Below are 21,016 nucleotides of genomic sequence, written 5' to 3'. Positions count from 1 at the left end.
GTGTGAGATGGTTTTGAGTCTATTTCTTAACCAGTATAGACATGTTGAACATGTCAACTCATAACAGGAAGATGATGATGAAAATGAAATATTTATCTTTTTTTGTGCTATCTGCTCTTTCTGTATCTGTATTTGCAGATACGACTATTGACAAAATGTTTAGTGAAGGGACGGTTAAAGGAGAGTTGAGGTTATTTGATTTTACGCGTGATTTTGATGGTGCAACGAATAAAAAACATGATACGTCATTAGGTGGGTTGTTTTATTATAATACCGCTAAAGTTAACGGTATTAGTTTTGGTACTAGCTTTGCCTCTGCTAATCCAATTTGGACTAATGATTCTGATAGTGTTTATGGTTTAGTGGCTCGAGATAAAAATGGCGACCATGATAGTGTCAATCGATTGCAAGAATATTTTATTCAAGGTGATTGGTGGAATACTAAATTTAAACTTGGGGCTCAAGAATTAAGAACCCCCATGATGAACCCACATGATATTAGAGCAATTCCAAGAACATTTCGTGGTTTTTCAGTTGAAAATAATAGCGTAAATAATCTTACACTTTCCGCACTGTACATTACTGATTCAATGGGATGGTCTGATAACAGTTTTATCTCCGTTAAAGAAGCTGTACAAAGTGAGTTGGCAAGATCGGGTGTGATTACTGAGGTGGCAGATAACCCTGTTTATGCTCTGGGTGCTAAATATCAGTTACCTTTCGAAGCGGTCAAAACCGAGGTTAATCTTTGGCATTACCGCATGGAAGATGTTTTTAATCAAACCTATGCAAAAGTAAAATTCTCCACTGACATCAGTGCGGTTAATTTTTATCTCACTCCATCTTACTTAACTCAGAAAGCAACGGGTGATGAAACTGGCGGCCCACTAGACACATATCAATATGGTTTCCATCTCGGTGCCAAGTTTGCTGGTGCTGATATCACTTATCTATATGCTAAAACTGGTGATGACACTGTGCTCACTCCATGGGGAGATGAAAAAGTGGTTATTCAACAGGTATATCAATCTGCGCGTGCTGATGAAGAAGTCAATGCATTAAAACTAGCCTATGATTTTGAGAAACTGGGCCTTAATGGATTAGAGGCCTATGCATATTATGGGCAATATGATGTGCCAGAGGATAAGGGAAGTGATTTTAGCGAAATGAACTATTCAATTAGTTATAAGTTCTCCGGGGCTCTTTCTGGTTTGGGGCTGAAAGCTCGTTATGCCACTATTGATTTTGATCAAGGTGAGAATTTCAATGATGTTCGGTTCTATATTAACTATAAATTTACTTTAGGTCATTAGTACTGAAAACTGCTCCCCTGTAACTTTTTAAGGGTATACCATTGTTTTGGGTATGCCCATTTTTTCTTGTGAAAATAAATTTAAATTAATTTTTAATTAGATAATTAAAATTAGAGTGTTTATCTATTAAATGGTGAGTTTGAAAATAGTCTGAAGTTGCTTATTTAATAAGGTTAGTTTTTCCATAGATTAAATATTTTGTGAAGTACTGCAAAGATGTTGCTAATACCTCTTTTTATGTATTGTCATATGTCATACATTTAATTGTCGATTGATTGGGTGTTCTTAAGTCAACGCAGCGGTTTTAGCTTCTAAATACACGTAAAAAATCTGGGCACGAATAGACCCAGCACCATTGTGAGTGCAATACCACTCGCAATGAGGGCAAAGGAGTATCAAATGAGTAATAAATCGAAAGAAATTGATCAATACACAGCGAGTGTGCTTCAAAACGGGATCTCTCGAAGAAGTTTTCTGACTCGAGCGGCAATGGGCAGTGGTGGTTTAGCTTTTGCCTCTTTAGGAATGGGGTCTGCCAGTGCTGCACCACTGCAAGTAGGCGCCGAATGTGCCGAGATTGGCGGTGCAACCTTAAGTTTTTTACCTAAACCTAAACCGATTGCAGATAAAGATATCGCAACGACTCAAACCTTTGACGTTGTTGTTGTCGGTGCCGGAGCTTCCGGTGTTCCTGCCGCCTTATCTGCCAGAGAAAACGGCGCCACAGTTGCCTGTTTACAAAAACAAGCCATTCCTGTTTCACAGGGAAACACTGGTTCTGGCATCGATCTTAAAAATAGTGATAAAGCAGCTATTGAGGCGTTAGTAAGCCGTTTGATGGCTGATAATGCTCACCGCTCGCATCCTGGTTTATTAAGACAATGGGCTTACAACTCCGGTGAAGCTGTCACTTGGGTGATTGATCGAATGAAACAAAGTGGTGGCCAAGTGGTCGATCAGGGTACCAAGGTACAACATGGTATTCGAGGTATTGCGGACCAATCTGACCGTTTAAATTTTGTGACCTCATTCTGTGGTCCTAAACCCTACACAACCGGTGATGGTATTCGTGCACTGGCAAAAACAGCGGAAAAGGCGGGTGTTAAATTCTTCTTTAACACTCCTGCAAAACAACTGATCCAAGACGAATCAGGCAAAGTGATCGGTGTTATTGCTCAAACTCGTGATGGTAAGTACCACAAATACATGGCGAAGAAAGGGGTCATTCTGTCTTCTGGTGATTACCAAAATAACAAGGCCATGTGTGATTTCTTTATTCCAGATCTGAAAAACTTTGAACGCAAACAAATGGACCGTACGGGTGATGGCTTTGCCATGGCGTATTGGGCCGGTGGGGTTATTGAACCTGTTGGTCATACCAAAATGTTGCATGACTTCGACGCGGGTCCTGCTTCAATGTGCGATATGCCTTTCTTAGCCGTTAACCGTAAAGGCGAACGCTTCGTTAATGAAACAGTTGAAATGTCATTAATGAATAACTACCTGAAAGATGAGTATAACGCGGGACATTACTCTCAGGTATTTGATTCGGATTACATGACACAAGCGAAGGATTGGCCTGGTCATCTTTATTCTCCAGAGGAGCTTAAGGTTTATATGCCTGAAGTGCCCGGCGAGAAAAAAGGTGTATTCCCTTCTTTGACCAATACCTACGCCGCCAACACCTTAGAAGAATTAGCTGTGAAGCTAGAATGTGATCCCAAAACCTTTGTTGCAAGCGTGAATCGTTACAACGAATTGTGTAAGAAAGGCAAAGACGAAGATTTTGGTAAACCGGCGAGCAAAATGGTTCCGGTGCTTAAGCCACCATTTTATGGCATTCACCGTCGTATGAGAATTTCAACCTTATGTTCAGGAATTCTGGTGAACGAAAATCATCAAGTACTGGATGCGGATGGTAAAGAAATTCCGGGCCTCTTCATTGTGGGTAACTTAGGTGCTGGCTTCTACGGTGGTGTTGATTACCCATTAACGGTATTCGGCCTGTCTCTGGGACGTTGCTATACCTTTGGTTATTTAGCAGGCAAATACGTCGCAAAACTTTAAGCGCCAAATTATCAATAGTGGCTGCTTTTTATTGGCATCCAGTGACATGAAGGATGGAATTTAAAATGAAGAATCTCACCATTATTTTTGCCCTTGTTTTGGGTATTTTCGCAGCAAGTGCGATAGCAAAAGATAATGTTTTACTTGATCAAACCCATGCTGCAAAAGGAATAAAATGTAACAGTTGCCATGGTACTGAGGCTCGTCAAGCTGTAACTATGCTGAAATGCGTACAGTGCCATAATACTGAAAAATTAGCGCTAAAAACCGAAAACGTGAAACCGACTAATCCCCACAATAATCGCCATTTTGCGACTGAAACAGATTGTGCGAAATGTCATCATATTCACCAAAAATCAGAAAACTACTGTGTAGGATGTCATCCACGGTTTGACCTAGTCACGCCATAGCAGTTGAGTTGTACCAAGCGCATTTAAAGCTTCTCGACACAAAATGCCAGTTGACCTTAACTGGCATTTCATTTTGCTTGTTTGATGGCCTTAAATCTAAGGAGCTCCACTTTTGCTGGCACCTTAAGTCGATTTCCCCCTCGTTATACACCCAATCTTCTTCGGTTAAGTTGTCAGTTTTTAAGCCAAAAACAGATGGGTAAAAAAATAACTATACACATATGTTTTTTCGTATATATAATTTCGCATATGTTTAATGGCTATTTTGGAAGCGCTCAATGCACCCCGTCACTTTTTTTAAAGCCCTTGCCGATGAGACTCGGCTGAAATGTTTATTACTCATTCAGCGCGAAGGGGAGTTGTGCGTCTGTGAGTTGATGGCGGCGTTATCGGAAATTCAACCCAAGGTTTCGCGCCACTTGGCTCAGTTGAAAAAAGCTGGTTTGTTGGTTGATAGGCGTCAAGGGCAATGGGTGTTTTATCGGATTAATGCTGAACTCTCACCTTGGTGCCAGCAGGTGCTTGCCCGAACCAGTGATGATAACGACATCTTTTTGCAGGATAACCTGCGTAATCTCTGTCAAATGGGTGGCCGACCTGAGCGAGCCAAAGCGTGTTGTTAACGTCAATCTTGAAACGTACTGCATTGGAGTAAGGGATGGCTGCTACAGAGGCTGTTGATCTACCCCCCCATTTTAAAGTGCTTTTTTTATGCACACATAATGCTTGTCGAAGCATTTTAGCGGAGGCCATTGCTCGGCAACTGGCATTCGGTTTACCACTGACCTTTATGAGTGCTGGCAGCGCTCCTTCGGGCAAGGTCCATCCCAAGACCCTGAAACAACTACAAGAACAGGGTTACTCAACAACAGGGCTTAGCAGTAAAAGTTGGGATGTGTTAGCGGATTTCTCGCCGGATTTGGTTATCACAGTTTGTGATAGTGCTGCGGGCGAAACGTGCCCTTTATGGCTAGGGAATACACTGAAATTGCATTGGGGATTACCCGATCCAAGTCAGCAGGTCGCTGAACGCCAAGATGTCGCTTTTTTAAAAGTTATCAGATTGTTAGAGGATCGGGTAAGTGCTTTGCTGCGAGTTGATTTAAAGGCCGAGCCAAGGGTTTTATCGGCAGCATTACAGCAAATTGTACTTGCCCATCCGTTAGTTGATTAAGAGGTTTATATGGGAATTTTTGAGCGTTATTTAAGTGTTTGGGTCGGGTTGAGTATTCTTGCAGGGGTTGTGTTGGGGAATGTTGTCCCTAATGTATTTGCTGCTGTAGCCGCGCTTGAATATGCCCATGTTAACTTAGTCATCGCCCTGTTTATCTGGGTGATGATTTATCCCATGATGGTACAAATTGATTTTTCCGCGGTGAAAAATGTCGGCAAAGCGCCGAAAGGATTGATATTAACCCTTTTCATCAACTGGTTAGTTAAGCCATTCACTATGGCATTGTTAGGCTGGTTATTTTTCAAGTTGGTATTTGCCGACTGGGTTGATCCGCAAACCGCCAGTGAATATATCGCGGGAATGATATTACTCGGTGTAGCGCCTTGTACTGCAATGGTGTTTGTGTGGAGCCAACTTACTAAGGGTGACCCTAACTACACCTTAGTGCAAGTCTCTGTAAACGATATCATTATGGTGTTTCTGTTCGCGCCACTGTCGGCATTATTGCTTGGCGTTAGCGATATTCAAGTGCCATGGCAAACCCTTTTAATTTCCGTTGTCCTCTATGTGTTATTGCCTTTGATTGCGGGAGTCATGACCCGTAAACGCCTTGAGGCTCGTAATGATGCGAGTGCTGTGCCGCAGTTACTGGCAAAGCTTAAACCTTGGTCTGTGATCGGTTTATTAGCCACTGTCGTGCTGTTATTTGGTTTTCAGGCAGAAACCATTATCTCCCAGCCACAAAACATACTTTTGATCGCTATTCCTTTGATTATCCAGAGTTATGGCATCTTTATTTTAACCTATTGGTTAGCCTTAAAACTGAAACTAACCCATGCGATTGCGGCACCGGCGAGCATGATAGGTTCTTCTAACTTTTTTGAGCTGGCAGTCGCTGTGGCCATTTCATTATTTGGTCTGCACTCGGGGGCGGCTCTCGCGACTGTGGTTGGGGTGTTGGTTGAAGTGCCAGTAATGTTGTCGCTGGTGTATTTTGCTAATCGCACGCGGCACTGGTTTCAATCTTAAATAATCGCATGATGTAAGTTGATATCGCATTAGGGATCAATATGTTCCAAATATTTACTGATTTTGCGACTTGGCTAGTGTACGGCGTGTTTGGCTTAGAGGTGGGTTCGGCCTTGGGCGGCGCTGTGCATTTTTTTGTTGAAGATGTCAGTAAAATTTTCGTATTACTCCTCGTCATGATTTATGTGATTGCCTTGCTGCGAGCTTCCTTAGACGTTGAGCGAGTGCGAGATTATTTAGCGGGAAAAAATAAAGGCGTAGGTTATTTATTGGGGGCGATTTTTGGCGCCATCACGCCTTTTTGCTCTTGTTCAAGCATTCCGGTGTTTTTAGGGTTTACCTCGGCCGGCATTCCCCTTGGGATCACTATTGCCTTTTTGATTACTTCCCCTTTGATTAACGAAGTCGCCGTATTGCTGCTGATGAGTTTACTCGGCTGGAAATTTACCTTGCTCTATGTGGCGGTAGGTATGACAGTGGGTATGCTTGGCGGAGTGTTGTTAGATGCGATGAAGACCGAACGTTGGTTGCAATCCTTCGCCGCTGAAGCCCTCGTCCGTGGACGACAGATGGCGGCATCTGATGATGTGTCTACCGCTGCGCGGGTCTTATCTTTATCTGAGCGGCATCAATTTGCCAAAGCTGAGGCGATTGAGATTTTTGGCCGCGTCTGGAAGTGGGTCATTATCGGCGTAGGTCTTGGCGCAGCCCTGCACGGTTTTGTACCAGAAGGGTGGATCGAAACCCACTTAGGCCAGGGCCAATGGTGGTCTGTGCCTGTGGCCGTATTAATCGGCATTCCCCTTTATTCGAATGCGACCGGCATCATCCCTGTAATGGAAAGTCTGCTGGCGAATGGTTTGCCTATTGGCACTACGCTGGCGTTTTGTATGAGCACAGTGGCGGCCAGTTTTCCTGAATTTATTTTACTCAAACAAGTCATGCAGTGGCGCCTGTTGGCGTTGCTGTTGGTTGTGCTATTGACGGCATTTACGTTAGTAGGTTGGATGTTTAATTTTGCAGCACCTTATCTTTAAGGAAATAACATGAAACAAGTCATAGTATTAGGTAGTGGTTGCGCTAAATGTAGTAAAACCGCCGAGATGATTGCGGACATATCAGAAGAAATGGGCATAGATGTGATTGTGAAAAAGGATGCAGATCCGCAAACCCTGTTGAAATTTAACGTAATGAAAACCCCGCAGTCGTGATCGATGGTGAGTTAATCCACAGCGGCTCAGTGCCGACCCGAGATGGAATTGAAGGATGGTTAAGGGAGTAGATTAGCAGCCATTTTAGTCAATCAAGGCTTGCTTTTGGCCTAGCAATAATCGGCGTAAACAAGATGTGCCATTGTCATCCATTAGGGTTGGCAATGGCGGTGTCATCGCTTAAGTAAAAAGTCAGTCTTATTCATAACATATTAAAAAATTAACGATATAAAACTCACAATCAACATACTGGAATATCATCATGGCAATCAAAATCGGCATTAATGGTTTCGGGCGAATGGGGCGTTTGGCTTTACGTGCGGCGTGGGACTGGGATGAGGTGGAGTTTGTGCAGATCAACGATCCCGCAGGCGACGCCCATACATTGGCTCATTTACTCGAGTTTGATTCTGTCCATGGCCGCTGGGGTTATCCCGTGACGGCGAATGCCGATGCGATTCAGATCCAAGATAAAACTATTCGCACCACGCGCAATAAAGCCATTACCGATACCGATTGGTCTGGTTGCGATGTAGTGATTGAAGCGTCCGGCGTGATGAAAACCAAAGCCTTATTACAAGCCTATTTAGATCAGGGGGTTAAGCGGGTGGTTGTCACTGCTCCCGTGAAAGAAGAGGGCGTGTTAAATGTGGTGATGGGGGTGAATCATCAGTTATACGATCCGGCCATACACCCAATCGTCACAGCTGCCTCGTGCACCACCAATTGCCTTGCGCCTGTGGTGAAAGTGATCCACGAGCAGATCGGCATCAAACACGGATCGATGACCACGATCCACGATATTACTAACACGCAAACGATTCTCGATGCGCCCCATAAGGATTTACGCCGTGCCCGCGCCTGTGGTTTGAGTTTAATCCCAACGACTACTGGCAGCGCGACGGCGATTACCCATATTTTCCCTGAGCTTAAGGGCAAGCTAAATGGCCACGCCGTGCGGGTGCCGCTCGCTAACGCATCTCTTACCGACTGCGTATTTGAGCTTGAACGCAGCGTCACAGTAGCGGAAGTGAATGCGCTGCTACAATGCGCTGCCGAAGGTGAGCTTAAGGGTATTTTAGGCTATGAAGAGCGGCCGTTAGTGTCGGTTGACTATAAAACCGATCCGCGTTCGAGCATTGTCGATGCGCTCTCGACCATGGTGGTGAATGGTACTCAACTTAAACTTTATGTGTGGTATGACAATGAGTGGGGATATGCCAACCGTACGGCAGAACTCGCTCGCTTAGTCGGCCAGCTTGATTTGCCGCGCTAGGAGAGTTCAATGTCTGCCGCCAAGCCCTTTGAACAACTGATGCAATTGCCCGCTGCCGTGCGGCAATATTTGCTGATCACCTTCAATTATTGGAGCTTTACCTTAACCGATGGTGCACTACGGATGTTGGTGGTGCTGCATTTTCACCAGCTTGGCTACAGTCCGCTGGCGATCGCTATGTTGTTTCTGTTCTATGAGATTTTTGGCGTAGTGACTAATCTGCTTGGCGGCTATCTCGGTGCGCGTTTAGGGCTGAATCGCACCATGAACTTAGGGCTTGGCATGCAAGTGTTTGCTTTAGCTATGTTGTTAGTGCCGGCGGCGAGTTTACCCTTATGGCTTGCTGGTGTGCCTTGGGTGATGGCGGCGCAGGCCTTATCTGGAGTTGCTAAAGATCTCAATAAGATGAGTGCCAAAAGCGCGATAAAACTGCTAGTGCCAAAAGGCGAGCAGGGCAAGCTTTACCAGTGGGTTGCCTTATTAACAGGTTCTAAAAATGCCCTTAAGGGGGCGGGATTTTTCCTCGGCGGTATGTTGCTCGCCTTATTCGGATTTGAGTTAGCGATTGCCATTATGGCGAGCTTGCTCGGGCTTGTATGGCTACTCAGTGTGGTGATGCTGAAGAAGGATTTAGGTAAAGCCAAGAATAAACCCAAATTTACGGAGATTTTCTCTAAAAGTCGCAGCGTGAATATTCTCTCAGCGGCACGATTATTCCTATTTGCCGCTAGAGATGTGTGGTTTGTGGTAGCGCTGCCTGTTTATCTTGCTAGCAAATTTGCGTGGGACCATTGGGCGGTAGGGGGCTTTTTAGCTGTGTGGGTTATCGGCTATGGCATAGTACAAGCTCTCGCGCCTAAGATCACAGGTAATCAACATCAAGGTTTAGGAGTCGGTGCTGCACCCGATGGCCGCAGTGCGTTAATTTGGGCCAGTTTGCTGGCCTTTGTCCCCGCGCTGATTGCCTGTGCGATGCAGTTCAGTTTTTATCCTGAGGCCAGTTTGTTGTTGGGCTTAATGCTGTTTGGCGCTCTATTTGCGGTGAACTCGTCGTTGCATAGTTATTTGATTGTGAGTTACTCCAGTGAAGATGCGGTGTCGCTGGATGTGGGCTTCTATTACATGGCTAATGCTATGGGGCGTTTAGTCGGCACTGTGCTTTCAGGCTTAGTGTATCAAGCCTATGGTTTAGCAGCCTGTTTGTGGATTTCGAGCATTTTTATCGGCATCACAGCGGTGATTTCGATTAAATTACCTCGGCAAGTCGTGGGTAAGGATTAATGCAAATGTGGGCTAATTCAAATGCGGTCTAGGGCATCAATCGATTGCTACAAGCGGCTAAGGTTACCGCTGGGATTAAGGTACCTAGGGCGCAGTATGGGTCTTAGTCTACGTTTATTGCTTGGCATTGCCTTTCCGCTTTTTGCCGCACAAACGCAGCCCGCGTTGATTCAGGCATTAAATCCCGCCGCAGATTGGAAAGGCTCAGCCAATATTACCCAAGCATTTAGCGAAATAGCCCTTAAAAATGAATACGATAAAGATAAACATCGCGTGCGCAAATGGCATGTTCCTGTACGAGTATTTATTGAACATCAAGTGGGCGACAAGGCGCTGCATACTCAATTAGTGCAGATGCACTTAGCGCACTTAGCCGAGATTACGGGTCACGATATTCAATTGGTGGATGTATTATCAGAGGCAAATCTGCACTTAGTGTTTACCCGTCAATCTCTGTGGGTCGATGACATCATGCGTTTAATGGGGCCAAATGCGGCGAAGAATGTCCACGGCTCAGTGTGTATGGCCAAGTTTGCCCTTAACGCAAACAGTGAAATCGATCGGGCTTGGGTAATTATTCCCGTCGATCAGGCAAAAATGCACGGTAAGTTAGTGGCTTGTGTAGTGGAGGAGATCACCCAAGTGCTCGGGCTGCCCAATGATTCTGAAAAAGTATTCCCTTCCATTTTTAACGATAAAACCCCGCAGGATTTACTCACTGGGCTCGATTATATTTTGCTGAAATTGCTCTACAGTACTGAAATTAAAGCCGGTATGACGACAACAGAAGTACAGCCCATCATTCAAAAACAACTTATACAATGGCAGCGTGATGGCACGCTGAGTGATGCTGATAAAACCGTGCGCCAAGGTCAGCTATATGGACTACTTGGCTATTGATCCCGACGGTTTTCCATCTAAAGTGGATTTTACTCATTGTTTACTAATTATTCCTTTTTCTTTTAGGAATAAGGGCATAGTCTATCTTTAGATGAAAAAATAGGCTGGAGGCAGATTATGCAAATGACATTGCAGTTTTTAGGTGCAGCTCGGGAAGTCACTGGTTCTTGTCATTTAGTCACAGTGGCAGGGAAGCACCTGTTGCTCGACTGCGGCTTAATCCAAGGTGGTAAGGTGGATGAATTACGCAATCACGAACCTTTCGTCTTTGATCCGCAAGCCATTGCCGCCGTTGTGCTCAGCCATGCTCATATCGACCATTCTGGGCGTTTACCACTCTTAGTCAAAGCGGGTTTTGATGGCCCAATCTATACCCATAAAGCCACAGCAGAGCTGTGCGCGATCATGCTGAAAGATGCGGCCATGCTGCAGGTGCGCGATACCGAAAGGACCAATAAAAAGCGCGCTAAACATGATCTTGCTCCCCTAGAGCCACTTTTCACCGTTGAAGATGCCGAACAGGCCATCAGCCAATTTGTGCCGTTGGAATACGGCCAAGTAACTCGGGTTATCCCCCATGTGGATATTTGCCTCTCAGATGCGGGGCATATTTTAGGTTCTGCCTTAGTCGAGCTGTGGTTAGGCGAAGGTAAGTTCCAGAAGAAAATCGTTTTCAGTGGCGATCTTGGTCGGGCGGGCATGCCCATTTTGCAAAATCCCACCCTAGTGGATACGGCGGATTTAGTATTAATGGAGAGTACCTACGGCAATCGTTTTCACCGCAGTTGGAGTGATACTCTTGCTGAGTTAAAGGACATTTTTGCCAAGACAGTCAACGAGGGTCAAGGCAATATCTTGCTACCGGCTTTCTCGGTTGGGCGGGCACAGGAATTACTTTATCTCTTTCACTTATATGCTAAGGAATGGAAACTCGACCGCTGGAAAATTTGTCTAGATAGCCCAATGGCGATTGAGGCAACCCGTGTCTATGTCAACAATTATCCGTTAATGGATGAGGACTTTAAGCGCTTTACCCATCAGCATCCGGGGCAACACCCATTGCTATCGAATGTGGAGTTTATTCAAACCACGGAAGAATCCATCGCCCTTAACGAGGTGCATAAAGGATTGATTATTATCGCTGGTAGCGGCATGTGTAACGGCGGTCGTATTCGCAGCCACCTTGAACATAATCTGTGGCGGCCAGAATGTGATGTGATTATTTGTGGTTTCCAAGCACTTGGCACACCGGGTAGGGCCTTAGTCGATGGTGCGAAGGAGCTTACTATCCATGGCAATAGCGTCAACGTTGCGGCTAAGCTACATACTGTGGGGGGCTTATCTGCCCATGCGGACCAGGCAGAGTTGTTACGTTGGTATCGGCATTTTGAAGAGCAGCCCCCTTTGGTGCTGGTTCATGGCGAGGCCGAAGCCCAGCAGGGATTAGTGAAGGTCATGAGTCAAGATCCTAAAACCAAACCTAAGGCACTGGCTATTGCCACCCGTGGCGATAAGTTGGATTTAACCGCTTTACCCAAATTAGTCTGGGTGACTGCTTAAGCGTTTGGCCCACAACCCTAACTGAGTTGCGGGCTAATCTTCAGGAGTTAGTCAGAGTTATTATCAAATTCAGTATCGTCTAGTAACTCGAGGCTCGGGTCGATACTTGGCACATCTTTAAATAAACGGGTGAAGTGGCGTTGCACCCCTTTCAAATCAATACCTGCGAGTCCTGAGGCGAAACCAAACCAAGCATACAAGCCGCTGAAGTTGTCGAACATTGGCGGCAGATACTTAGGTGGCGTGAGTATCCCTTCTTGGCATGCTTGATAGAGAACGGGAATATCCTCAATAGCGAGTTTGCCTAAAAACAACATGGGGATCAGTTCGGGTAAGCCCGATGTGATGGCGCTGCGGATAAAGTTGATGTTTTCGACATAACCACGCACATAGGAAATATCTTTGGTAAAAAAGCTGCCGCCTTCGACCATGCCACCGCGAAATACCCTTTGGGTTACCCGATAACTATCTTTGGCGCTCAGGTTTAACTCTCTAAAATAATTAAACACTTCGATAAAATCGGCACCATTTTCTGCCATATCTACAGCCGCAACACGATCGCTAATGCGGCGGGCTCGGCCAGGGTTTGAGCTCAGAGTGAGCATTTCGAGTAAGACGGCAAGGCCTTCTTGCGTTGCTGCTACGCGGGGAGAACCAACACTGAGCCAAGTGGCATGGGGCTGAGCTCGGCCATTCAGGGTGGTGCCCACATGCACCCACCCTTCATGGACTTCGTACACATTAAGATCAGACTCGCTGAACATGGCTTTGCTGTTGAGTTTGACCGTATCGCCACCGACTGCTGCATCGGACACAATACCGTCACTCAAACGCACCCGCATATCATCACTATGGAAGTATTTTTCGAGTCGCTGGCTTAGCACATTCACAGCTTCTGGGGCGCTAATGATTTTAGGGTGATGCTTATTCATATGCCGAGCAGCAGGCAGCGAAAAAATATAACTAAGCTTATCGCCCAGTTGCCGCAGGGTGTGGCGATCACCATGTAACCTGTGGCTAGCGCTGCCATAGAGTTCTTGGCTAAGTTTACCAAAAGTTGGGGTTCCCCTATGACCCAGCATATCGACAACAAGACGATATTGGTCAACGTTGGCGACTAACAGCTTACCCAACTTGTCTTTTTTGCCCAAACGGCGGTGGATATCATTCTTAAGAGAAAGTAATTCGGCTTGTGTTTTTGCCGGATCGAAGGGTAAGGCAATGTTTTGATAAAAGTCTTGTTTAATTGCAGGGAGAACAGTGCCTTTACTGGAAAGAAAACGCTCTTCCATTTCCCGTGGCCATTTGATGGCATCCAAAATCTTAATCGGGGTTTGAATGCGGATCAGCTCATCGGAAAAGCGGCGTAAATCTTCTTGGTATTGGGCTAACGACTCTGACATTCCCGAAATCCTATTGCTACTTGGGCGATAAAAATTAGTTTAATCATAGCCGTAAAGCGATTGTATTTATAGGTTTCTTCCTTTAACAATATAATATTGCCGATTAAACCCGTTCTCCGCTATCGGTTAAATGAATTATTTTGGTGTGGTACGGGTTAGTTTTGCGCGAGGGAAGTGTAGATTTTTTCTGTAACACACTGTTAAAGATGGATTTATTACTATGGCTTAAATACTACTTTGTTGATCTTGGTTATTCTATGAAGTTTGTGGGAGGAAGTGGTGCCTGCAATGTGCTATTTGAGCGTGAGAGAGCACTATCATGAATAGAGCAATATCATGAATAGAGTGCCACAGTGCTTAAGCTGTGGAGTCGAGTTTAACGATTACGGATAAAAGTTCAGACGTTTAAAAGTGGTAAAAGTAGGTTTGAAGATCACAGTTAATTTCATCACCCAGCCCAAATGAGCTGGGTGAAGGTTTTAGTTAACTGCGGTGAGTATTAAACGACCTCACATCTTATGGGAACGGTAAGCTTAGAATAAGTCGTCATCTCCTAATGCACGTCGTAATTCGGCGCGTTCGAGGTAATCTTCCAAGCGTTTCTTTATTTCACGCTTATGTTGCATTGCCTCTGCCGCTTTGCTGTTTCTAGGGGTGGTCATTGCCTCAATTTCAGTATCGTTGGGCACGACTTCAGTAATATGAGCCATAACGAATTCCTCATGTTGTTCCTAACGCCTTTCTATCTAAAAAGAGTGTGGCAGAAAAGCAAAAAATTTTGTGTATAAATGCAAAATTTTCTTCCCATGCGCCAATATGCGATTCCTATGGTATCGGCCGATTAGCGTGGAGATTCGAGGCTACTTCAGCTTTTGCTGAATTTGTGATTTAGCGCATAAGGCTATCTGTTTGTGTTTAAGTTAACTCTTGCTTAAATAGCCAGATAAACTTGAATTTGCCCAAAAATCGAACAACACTTGGGTGAGACAACACAAATGTAACTGTGCTAGGGAAGCCAATATGGACACGGATCGTTTTCCCGAATCTTTCGGCCCTCCAAAAAGTTTTTTTATCAGTGTGGTTCGTTCAAGTTGGCTAATGTTAGTTGCTGCGCTCACACTTATGGGCATTTCTTGGTTTGTTCTTCAAGAATATCTTCGGGAACGGGGCGAAGAACGATTTAACAACAATGTTCAGGAGTTATCTGAGGCCGTTAGCCGCAGAATGATAGCTTATGAGCAGGTTTTGCGTGGCGGAGTGGGGCTCTTTTTATCTTCCCGTGGCGTGACTCGGAGTGAGTGGCAAACTTATGTCGCTAATGCGCGTTTATCTGATTATTACCCTGGAATTCAAGGCTTAGGTTTTGCTGAGCTCGTTACGCCAGCCACCTTGGATGAGTTTACGCAGCAAGTCCAACAGGAGGGGTTTGGTGATTTTCGAGTTACCCCTATAGGTGAACGGGAACTTTATTGTGTTATCAAGTACTTAGAGCCATTTGATTGGCGAAATCAGCGGGCATTTGGTTTTGATATGTGCTCCGAAGCGACTCGTCGTTCCGCTATTTTAAAAGCCATTACTTCGGGATTGCCCAAGGTTTCAGGCAAAGTCACATTGGTGCAGGAAACGCCCGATAATACTCAGGCTGGCGTGTTAATGTACGTCCCTTTATATCGTGGTCAGCCCATGACTGACGTAGAACGCATGCAACAGGCGATAGGTGTTGTTTATGCGCCTTTTAGAATGGATGATCTAATGCAAGGCATTATGGGAAAACGCTTCTCCGGCCTTAAACTGGCCATTTATGATGGTTCAGAGGCAAATCATACCCATCTCATGTTTAGCTCAGATCCAAAGCTCCCTTCTTCTAAGGATGTTTTTTATCAATCACAATTAGAAACCATGGAAGGGCAGGTCTGGCGAATCGATGTTTCTTCAGAGTCACGGTTTATTTCGAGCGCTGAACAAACTTGGAGTGTTTGGCTGCAAGTGATTGGCTGCGCCTTTATTCTTGCCTTATTTTACGCTGTTATCGGTATGGCTCGGAATCGATATCAAGAGTCGATGTTAACGGCCGAATTAATTGCCAATGAAAAACGCTTTCGTCTAGTCATTGAGGCATCTCCCAGCGCGCTATTCATGGTGGATAAAACTGGAGTAATTACCTTGGTCAATACCCAAGGGGAGCATCTCTTTGGCTATACAAGGGAGGAGTTACTGGGGCGCTCAATTAATATGTTATTACCTGAAACGCTCAGGGAAATTCATCAACAACATCTTTCTCATTATTTGGTTCATCCCATCGCGAAGAATATGTCGATGCGTGATGATCTCCTCGGCTGCTGTAAAGATGGTACTCCTTTAGCGGTTGAAGTCGGATTAACACCTGTTCACTTTACTAATGGGATCTATATTTTAACGACGATTAACAATATCTCTGAACGTAAACGGATTGAAGCGCAGCGTATAGAGCATATGGCTGAGTTGGAGCGCATTAATCAAGAGTTAGATAGATTTGCTTATATTGCCTCCCATGATTTGAAGTCTCCTCTACGGGGGATTGAGCAGTTAACCACTTGGTTAAGTGAGGATCTTGTCGATAACACCAATGAAAACGTTCAAAAATACTTAGGACTCATTCAAAACCGTATCCAGAGAATGGTGCTATTACTCGACGGTTTACTGACATTTTCCCGTATTGGGCGAGTTGATAATGAAATGGTTGAAGTTGACAGCCGACAACTTGTTGAAGATATGTTTGCTTTGGTGGCTCCACCGCAAGGATTTGAATTAGTACTCGAAGGTGATTTTCCGCAATTTAAAACGGTTAAAACCTTACTAGAGCTGGTGGTTCGGAATTTACTTAGCAATGCGATTAAACACCATGATAGAGGTTCTGGCGTGCTAAAGGTGTTATGCGAAACTAAAAATGCCTATTACTGGTTTAGTGTTGTTGATGACGGTCCCGGGATTTCCAGTGAGTTTCAGCTAAAAGTGTTCGAAATGTTTCAAACGCTAAGACCACGAGATGAGGTGGAAGGAAGTGGGTTAGGGCTATCGCTCGTTAAAAAGACGGTTGATAGTCTTGGCGGCAAAATTCAACTCGAATCAGTGGGTCGAGGTTGTTGTTTTAGATTTAGCTGGCCTATGCACATAGTCAACAAGGAGGGGATATGAGTAATAGTAATCACTATAAACCCGTTACCATTCTGTTGGTTGACGACGACGACGTGGATTATATAGCAGTACAGAGGGTGATGAAGCGATTGCGGCTGCTAAATCCTCTGGTGCGCGCGCGGGATGGGCTGGAAGCGCTAACTATTCTCACCAATACGGAGACCATAAAAGGCGCTTATTTGATCTTGCTTGATCTCAATATGCCGAGAATGAACGGTTTTGAATTTCTTGAGCATATTCGTAACGATCCCATTTTGTCCTCTTCAGTGGTGTTTATGCTGACGACTTCCCGTGCTGATGAAGATCGCATGAAAGCCTACAGTCATCATGTCGCTGGCTATATGGTGAAAACGGATATGAAATATAGTTTCCATAATATTTTTAATATGTTGGAAGGCTACTTGCGCATCGTAGAACTACCAAGTGTATAGGGTGTGTCTATGGATTTACTACTGATCGATGATGATGAAGTTGATAGAACAGCTATTATTCGGGCGCTGCGACAATCCAAACTCGCCTTTAATGTGGTTGAGGCGAATTGTGCTTTTGATGGCTTAAATCTTGCGTTACAGCGTCATTTTGATGGAATTTTACTCGACTACTTATTGCCCGATGCCAACGGCTTAGAGGTGCTGATCAAACTTAATTCGATGACTCAAGAGCAAACGGTTGTGGTAATGCTGAGCCGTTATGAAGATGAAAAACTCGCACAGCGTTGTATCGAATTAGGGGCACAGGATTTTTTACTTAAAGATGAAGTTAATTCAAGAATTCTCTGTCGTTCAATTCGTTACGCTAAACAGCGAGCCTCTATGGCGCTAGCCTTGAGGAATAGCCATGAAAAACTTAAAGAGCTAGCTGAACACGATTCTCTCACCAAATTAATGAATCGATATGGTTTTGAGCTGTGCTTAAATCGGGCAATCGCAAGGGTAAAACGCAGTAATGATTTGTTAGCAGTGATCTTGCTCGATCTGGATGATTTTAAAGCAATTAACGATACTCTTGGTCACCAGACTGGTGATATTTTGTTAGTGAAGGTCGCATCGAGATTGAGCACAGTGTTGCGGGATGGGGATGTGATTGCTCGCTTAGGTGGGGATGAGTTTGTCGTGCTAGTGACAGACAATGACTATAAATATTTTCCCATGATAGTGGCAAACCGCTTGCTTAAAGCCTTTGAGGAAGTGTTTTGTCTCGGAGATAACGATGTGATGATCGGCGCTAGCATCGGAGTGGCTTTTTATAATGAAGCGGCCTCCGATAGCTCCGAGTTAATGAAATGTGCTGATATTGCGATGTATCGTGCTAAAAAAATGGGACGTAACCAGATCCAGTTTTATTCCGAGGCGTTAGATAAAGAGGTGCGCTATCGCAATCATATTGAATCTAGTTTGAGAATAGCCTTAAGGCTGAATCAGTTTAAGGTTTATTATCAAGTACAAGTTGATGCTCAAACACATCAAATGGTGGGGATGGAGGCACTGATCCGCTGGTTGCATCCTGAAGATGGCTTGATTTCACCAGACCAATTTCTGCCCATTGCTGAAGAAATAGGGCTGATGGAGGAGATCGGTGATTGGGTCTTGTTCGAAACCTGTCGTCAGGCCCAGTATTGGCTTAATCAATTAGCGCCAACTGGACATCGCTTCACCATTGCAGTGAACTTATCAGCATCTCAAATTGGTCATGTCGACTTATATGAGAAAATTGCCCATGTTCTAAAAGTGACAGGGCTAACACCTGGCGCGCTAGAGTTAGAAATTACTGAAAACTGTTTAATTGAAGAGCCCCACGAGCATGCGAAGATCCTCGATAAAATAGCCCAACTTGGAGTGCGATTCGCCTTGGATGATTTTGGTACGGGATTTTCATCTCTTGAGCACATTAAATTGTTTCCTATCAGTGTGCTAAAAATCGATAAAAGCTTTATCGCTTCCTACGATAAGGATGAAAAGGACACTCGTTTGCTCAGTGCACTGCTTAACTTTGCCTATGGTTTTAACGTTACCTCCGTTGCCGAAGGGATTGAAACTCTTGAACAAGCAGAGTTTTGCACGGTAAGACATTGTAATTTATTGCAGGGATACCTCTTTTCTCGCCCCTTAGAGGCAAGTGAGTTTGAGGCAAAATACATCACGCCGTTACTTTCTAAATTGTGAAGGTTATCTTACGTTTGGCTTAGGCTTGGGTTTTCGTCTGGTGAGGAATATTTTCTTGCTTTACACTGAGCAATAGACAACTATCTGCGCCCCTTTCTGATGCAATGTGCTCAGAGAATCAATTTACTGTGTTTAACTTGGTCATTTAGTAATGAAAATCGGTATTTTATCTCAGTTTCCTGAATTGTATTCCACCCGCCGTTTAGTGGCTGCCTGCGAGAGTCGTGGTCATGAGGCCGTGGTGATTAATACCTTGAATTGCTACATGAATATTAACTCCATCAAACCTAGCATCCACTATCAAGGGCAAGAATTAACGGGATTTGATGCGATTATTCCACGCATTCATGCCAGTGTGACTTTTTATGGCTGCGCAGTGGTGCGTCAGTTTGAAATGATGGGCGTATTTGCAGCCAATGACTCTATCTCGATTGCGCGCTCACGGGATAAGTTACGGGCACTGCAATTACTTTCGCGTAAAGGCATTGGTATGCCTATCACTGGATTTGCCAATAAACCGAATGATATTCCCGATCTGATTAATATGGTGGGCGGGGCTCCTTTAGTGATCAAGTTGCTCGAAGGTACACAGGGGATCGGTGTGGTGTTAGCCGAAACTAAAACCGCTGCCGAGAGCGTTATTGAAGCCTTTTTAGGACTCAAAGCCAATATTATGGTGCAGGAGTATATTAAGGAATCTAACGGCAGTGATATTCGCTGTTTTGTGGTGGGCGATAAAGTGGTCGCATCGATGAAGCGACAAGGTCCTGAGGGCGATTTTCGTTCTAATCTGCACTTAGGTGGCTGCGGTGAAAAAGTGAAAATCACTCCTAAAGAGCGCAAGATGGCTGTCGCCGCAGTAAAAGCAATGGGATTAGTGGTCGCTGGGGTCGATATTTTACGTTCGAATCGTGGTCCGCTGATCCTTGAAGTGAACTCAGCTCCTGGCATTGAAGGTATTGAGCAAACTACGGGTATTTCGGTGACTGAACCTATCGTGGAATATATTGAGAAAATGGTATTGGCCCAAAAATCGAATCGTCCAGTGATTGCTTAACTAAAACGCCGCGATTAACGCGGCGTGTTTCTTAGTGCTTTATTTTATAAATCAAAACCATAGGAATAGCCTAAAGCGATTTTTGCATCGTCATCGGTCAGATCGGTATCAGACACCATAAAAGAGACTGTGCCTATGCTGGTATCAGCGCTGAGCGTCACGTTGTAATCGGCGTAGTTATCTTCCGCAAACCAAGCCTCAACCACATCGCCCGTGGAGTAGCCATAGTGGAATGACAGGCTAAGTTTCTCGGTTAACGGGAAAGATGCTGTGGCTGCAAGGTAACTCATATCTTTGTTATCAAATGGCTCTGCCGCTACGTCATCACCCGCATTGATCACGTGGGAATAACTGAGTTCGACCCACTTCCAAGTGATGGTACCGTGGAGTTCACCAAAATCGATACTGCCTTCGGCATCGGGATAGGCATAATAGAGGTAGCCAAAATCATAGCTGAGATCGTCGGTGATATTGCCACCGTAACCTGCATAGAGGTCTAACTCGTAGCTTGTGTCATTGCCAAAATCGACATTTGATGCCCATGTGCCCGCATAGAATCCTGAGTCATGACTGTAGTCAATACCGCCTTGGATAGCGACCGCATCATTGGTTTGAGTTACCCCGCGCCATAGATAGTTTGAGGTGCCACCAATATTGCCAGACACCGCCGCAAAGGCGCTATTGGTTAATAATAATCCCGTCGATAATGCCAAAACGCTGTACAGTGATTTTCTCATACTCATCCCCTCGATTGACTTATTTATCGATTCACTCATGCCACTTAAATACCGCGGCATTGGTGCATCATGGTTTTTTCTGATAAGGGATTTGCTAATCACATGCCATTTTTAAAATTACAATAAAAACAGTCAATTACAAATTTATTGTTAATAAAATGTTTTAAAGTGCTCAAGGATGGAGCAGGTGACGCACTGTGGCTGTGCAAAAAATGTTCTGGCAACTGTAGGGGTTAGCTAAAAAAAAACGCCTCACATAGGA

18 protein-coding genes and 1 pseudogene are annotated in these 21,016 nt (G+C 44.7%); 16 read left to right on the top strand and 3 right to left on the bottom strand.

Features of this window, described 5'->3' with window-relative positions; genetic code table 11:
- Window positions 1-83 precede the first annotated feature (83 nt).
- The 12 genes and pseudogenes from H9J30_RS15985 (at window position 84) to H9J30_RS15930 (ending at window position 12,221) form a co-directional block, all read left to right on the top strand.
- Window positions 84-1,313 carry an OprD family outer membrane porin gene (locus H9J30_RS15985; RefSeq protein ID WP_240131893.1) on the top strand — a complete coding sequence of 410 codons (1,230 nt, stop codon included), beginning with the start codon at window positions 84-86 and terminating at the stop codon, window positions 1,311-1,313.
- A gap of 399 nt (window positions 1,314-1,712) precedes the next feature.
- Entirely contained in the window at window positions 1,713-3,380 is a 1,668-nt protein-coding gene (locus H9J30_RS15980) for an FAD-dependent oxidoreductase (protein WP_240131892.1), read from the top strand.
- A 65-nt stretch (window positions 3,381-3,445) separates the two neighbouring features.
- Complete coding sequence (locus H9J30_RS15975) at window positions 3,446-3,790, top strand: cytochrome c3 family protein (RefSeq protein WP_240131891.1); 345 nt, start codon at window positions 3,446-3,448, stop codon at window positions 3,788-3,790.
- Window positions 3,791-4,068: 278 nt separating this feature from the next.
- The gene (locus H9J30_RS15970) at window positions 4,069-4,413 is read left to right on the top strand and encodes a metalloregulator ArsR/SmtB family transcription factor (RefSeq protein WP_240131890.1); all 345 of its coding nucleotides are present in this window, start codon (window positions 4,069-4,071) and stop codon (window positions 4,411-4,413) included.
- Between the two features lie 35 nt (window positions 4,414-4,448).
- Entirely contained in the window at window positions 4,449-4,964 is a 516-nt protein-coding gene (locus tag H9J30_RS15965) for an arsenate reductase ArsC (RefSeq protein WP_240131889.1), read from the top strand.
- A gap of 9 nt (window positions 4,965-4,973) precedes the next feature.
- Window positions 4,974-5,993 (top strand): ACR3 family arsenite efflux transporter, encoded by a 1,020-nt coding sequence (gene arsB, locus H9J30_RS15960; RefSeq protein ID WP_240131888.1) that lies wholly within the window; start codon window positions 4,974-4,976, stop codon window positions 5,991-5,993.
- A gap of 41 nt (window positions 5,994-6,034) precedes the next feature.
- The gene (locus H9J30_RS15955) at window positions 6,035-7,030 is read left to right on the top strand and encodes a permease (protein WP_240131887.1); all 996 of its coding nucleotides are present in this window, start codon (window positions 6,035-6,037) and stop codon (window positions 7,028-7,030) included.
- A gap of 9 nt (window positions 7,031-7,039) precedes the next feature.
- Window positions 7,040-7,275, top strand: a pseudogene (locus tag H9J30_RS15950) (thioredoxin family protein).
- A gap of 191 nt (window positions 7,276-7,466) precedes the next feature.
- Complete coding sequence (locus H9J30_RS15945) at window positions 7,467-8,480, top strand: ArsJ-associated glyceraldehyde-3-phosphate dehydrogenase (RefSeq protein WP_240131886.1); 1,014 nt, start codon at window positions 7,467-7,469, stop codon at window positions 8,478-8,480.
- Between the two features lie 9 nt (window positions 8,481-8,489).
- Window positions 8,490-9,761 (top strand): organoarsenical effux MFS transporter ArsJ, encoded by a 1,272-nt coding sequence (arsJ, locus tag H9J30_RS15940; RefSeq protein WP_240131885.1) that lies wholly within the window; start codon window positions 8,490-8,492, stop codon window positions 9,759-9,761.
- A gap of 96 nt (window positions 9,762-9,857) precedes the next feature.
- Window positions 9,858-10,661: a DUF2927 domain-containing protein gene (locus H9J30_RS15935; protein ID WP_240131884.1), complete on the top strand. Its 804-nt coding sequence runs from the start codon at window positions 9,858-9,860 to the stop codon at window positions 10,659-10,661.
- A 117-nt stretch (window positions 10,662-10,778) separates the two neighbouring features.
- Window positions 10,779-12,221, top strand: a complete 1,443-nt coding sequence (locus H9J30_RS15930) for an MBL fold metallo-hydrolase RNA specificity domain-containing protein (RefSeq protein ID WP_240131883.1) — start codon at window positions 10,779-10,781, stop codon at window positions 12,219-12,221.
- A gap of 47 nt (window positions 12,222-12,268) precedes the next feature.
- Here H9J30_RS15930 and H9J30_RS15925 read toward each other — a convergent pair whose 3' ends face one another.
- Complete coding sequence (locus tag H9J30_RS15925) at window positions 12,269-13,624, bottom strand: flavohemoglobin expression-modulating QEGLA motif protein (protein WP_240131882.1); 1,356 nt, start codon at window positions 13,622-13,624, stop codon at window positions 12,269-12,271.
- A 533-nt stretch (window positions 13,625-14,157) separates the two neighbouring features.
- Window positions 14,158-14,334, bottom strand: a complete 177-nt coding sequence (locus H9J30_RS15920) for a PA3496 family putative envelope integrity protein (RefSeq protein ID WP_011070882.1) — start codon at window positions 14,332-14,334, stop codon at window positions 14,158-14,160.
- Window positions 14,335-14,644: 310 nt separating this feature from the next.
- Here H9J30_RS15920 and H9J30_RS15915 point away from each other — a divergent pair, with 310 nt between their 5' ends.
- The 4 genes from H9J30_RS15915 to rimK all read left to right on the top strand — a co-directional run bounded on the left by H9J30_RS15915 (window position 14,645) and on the right by rimK (window position 20,017).
- A complete protein-coding gene (locus H9J30_RS15915) occupies window positions 14,645-16,798 on the top strand; it encodes a CHASE domain-containing sensor histidine kinase (RefSeq protein ID WP_240131881.1) in 2,154 nt (717 codons plus the stop codon).
- Entirely contained in the window at window positions 16,795-17,229 is a 435-nt protein-coding gene (locus H9J30_RS15910; RefSeq protein ID WP_240131880.1) for a response regulator, read from the top strand. Before H9J30_RS15915 ends, H9J30_RS15910 begins: the two co-directional genes overlap by 4 nt.
- A 9-nt stretch (window positions 17,230-17,238) precedes the next feature.
- Window positions 17,239-18,960, top strand: a complete 1,722-nt coding sequence (locus H9J30_RS15905; protein WP_240131879.1) for a putative bifunctional diguanylate cyclase/phosphodiesterase — start codon at window positions 17,239-17,241, stop codon at window positions 18,958-18,960.
- A 151-nt stretch (window positions 18,961-19,111) separates the two neighbouring features.
- A complete protein-coding gene (gene rimK / locus H9J30_RS15900) occupies window positions 19,112-20,017 on the top strand; it encodes a 30S ribosomal protein S6--L-glutamate ligase (protein ID WP_240131878.1) in 906 nt (301 codons plus the stop codon).
- Between the two features lie 44 nt (window positions 20,018-20,061).
- Here the strand turns inward: rimK and H9J30_RS15895 are convergent, their stop codons facing one another.
- A complete protein-coding gene (locus H9J30_RS15895; RefSeq protein WP_240131877.1) occupies window positions 20,062-20,754 on the bottom strand; it encodes a TorF family putative porin in 693 nt (230 codons plus the stop codon).
- Between the last annotated feature and the right edge of the window lie 262 nt (window positions 20,755-21,016).

The organism is Shewanella cutis (assembly GCF_022410515.1).
Lineage (GTDB): Bacteria > Pseudomonadota > Gammaproteobacteria > Enterobacterales > Shewanellaceae > Shewanella > Shewanella cutis.
This window is presented reverse-complemented; position numbering and strand designations above follow the sequence as displayed.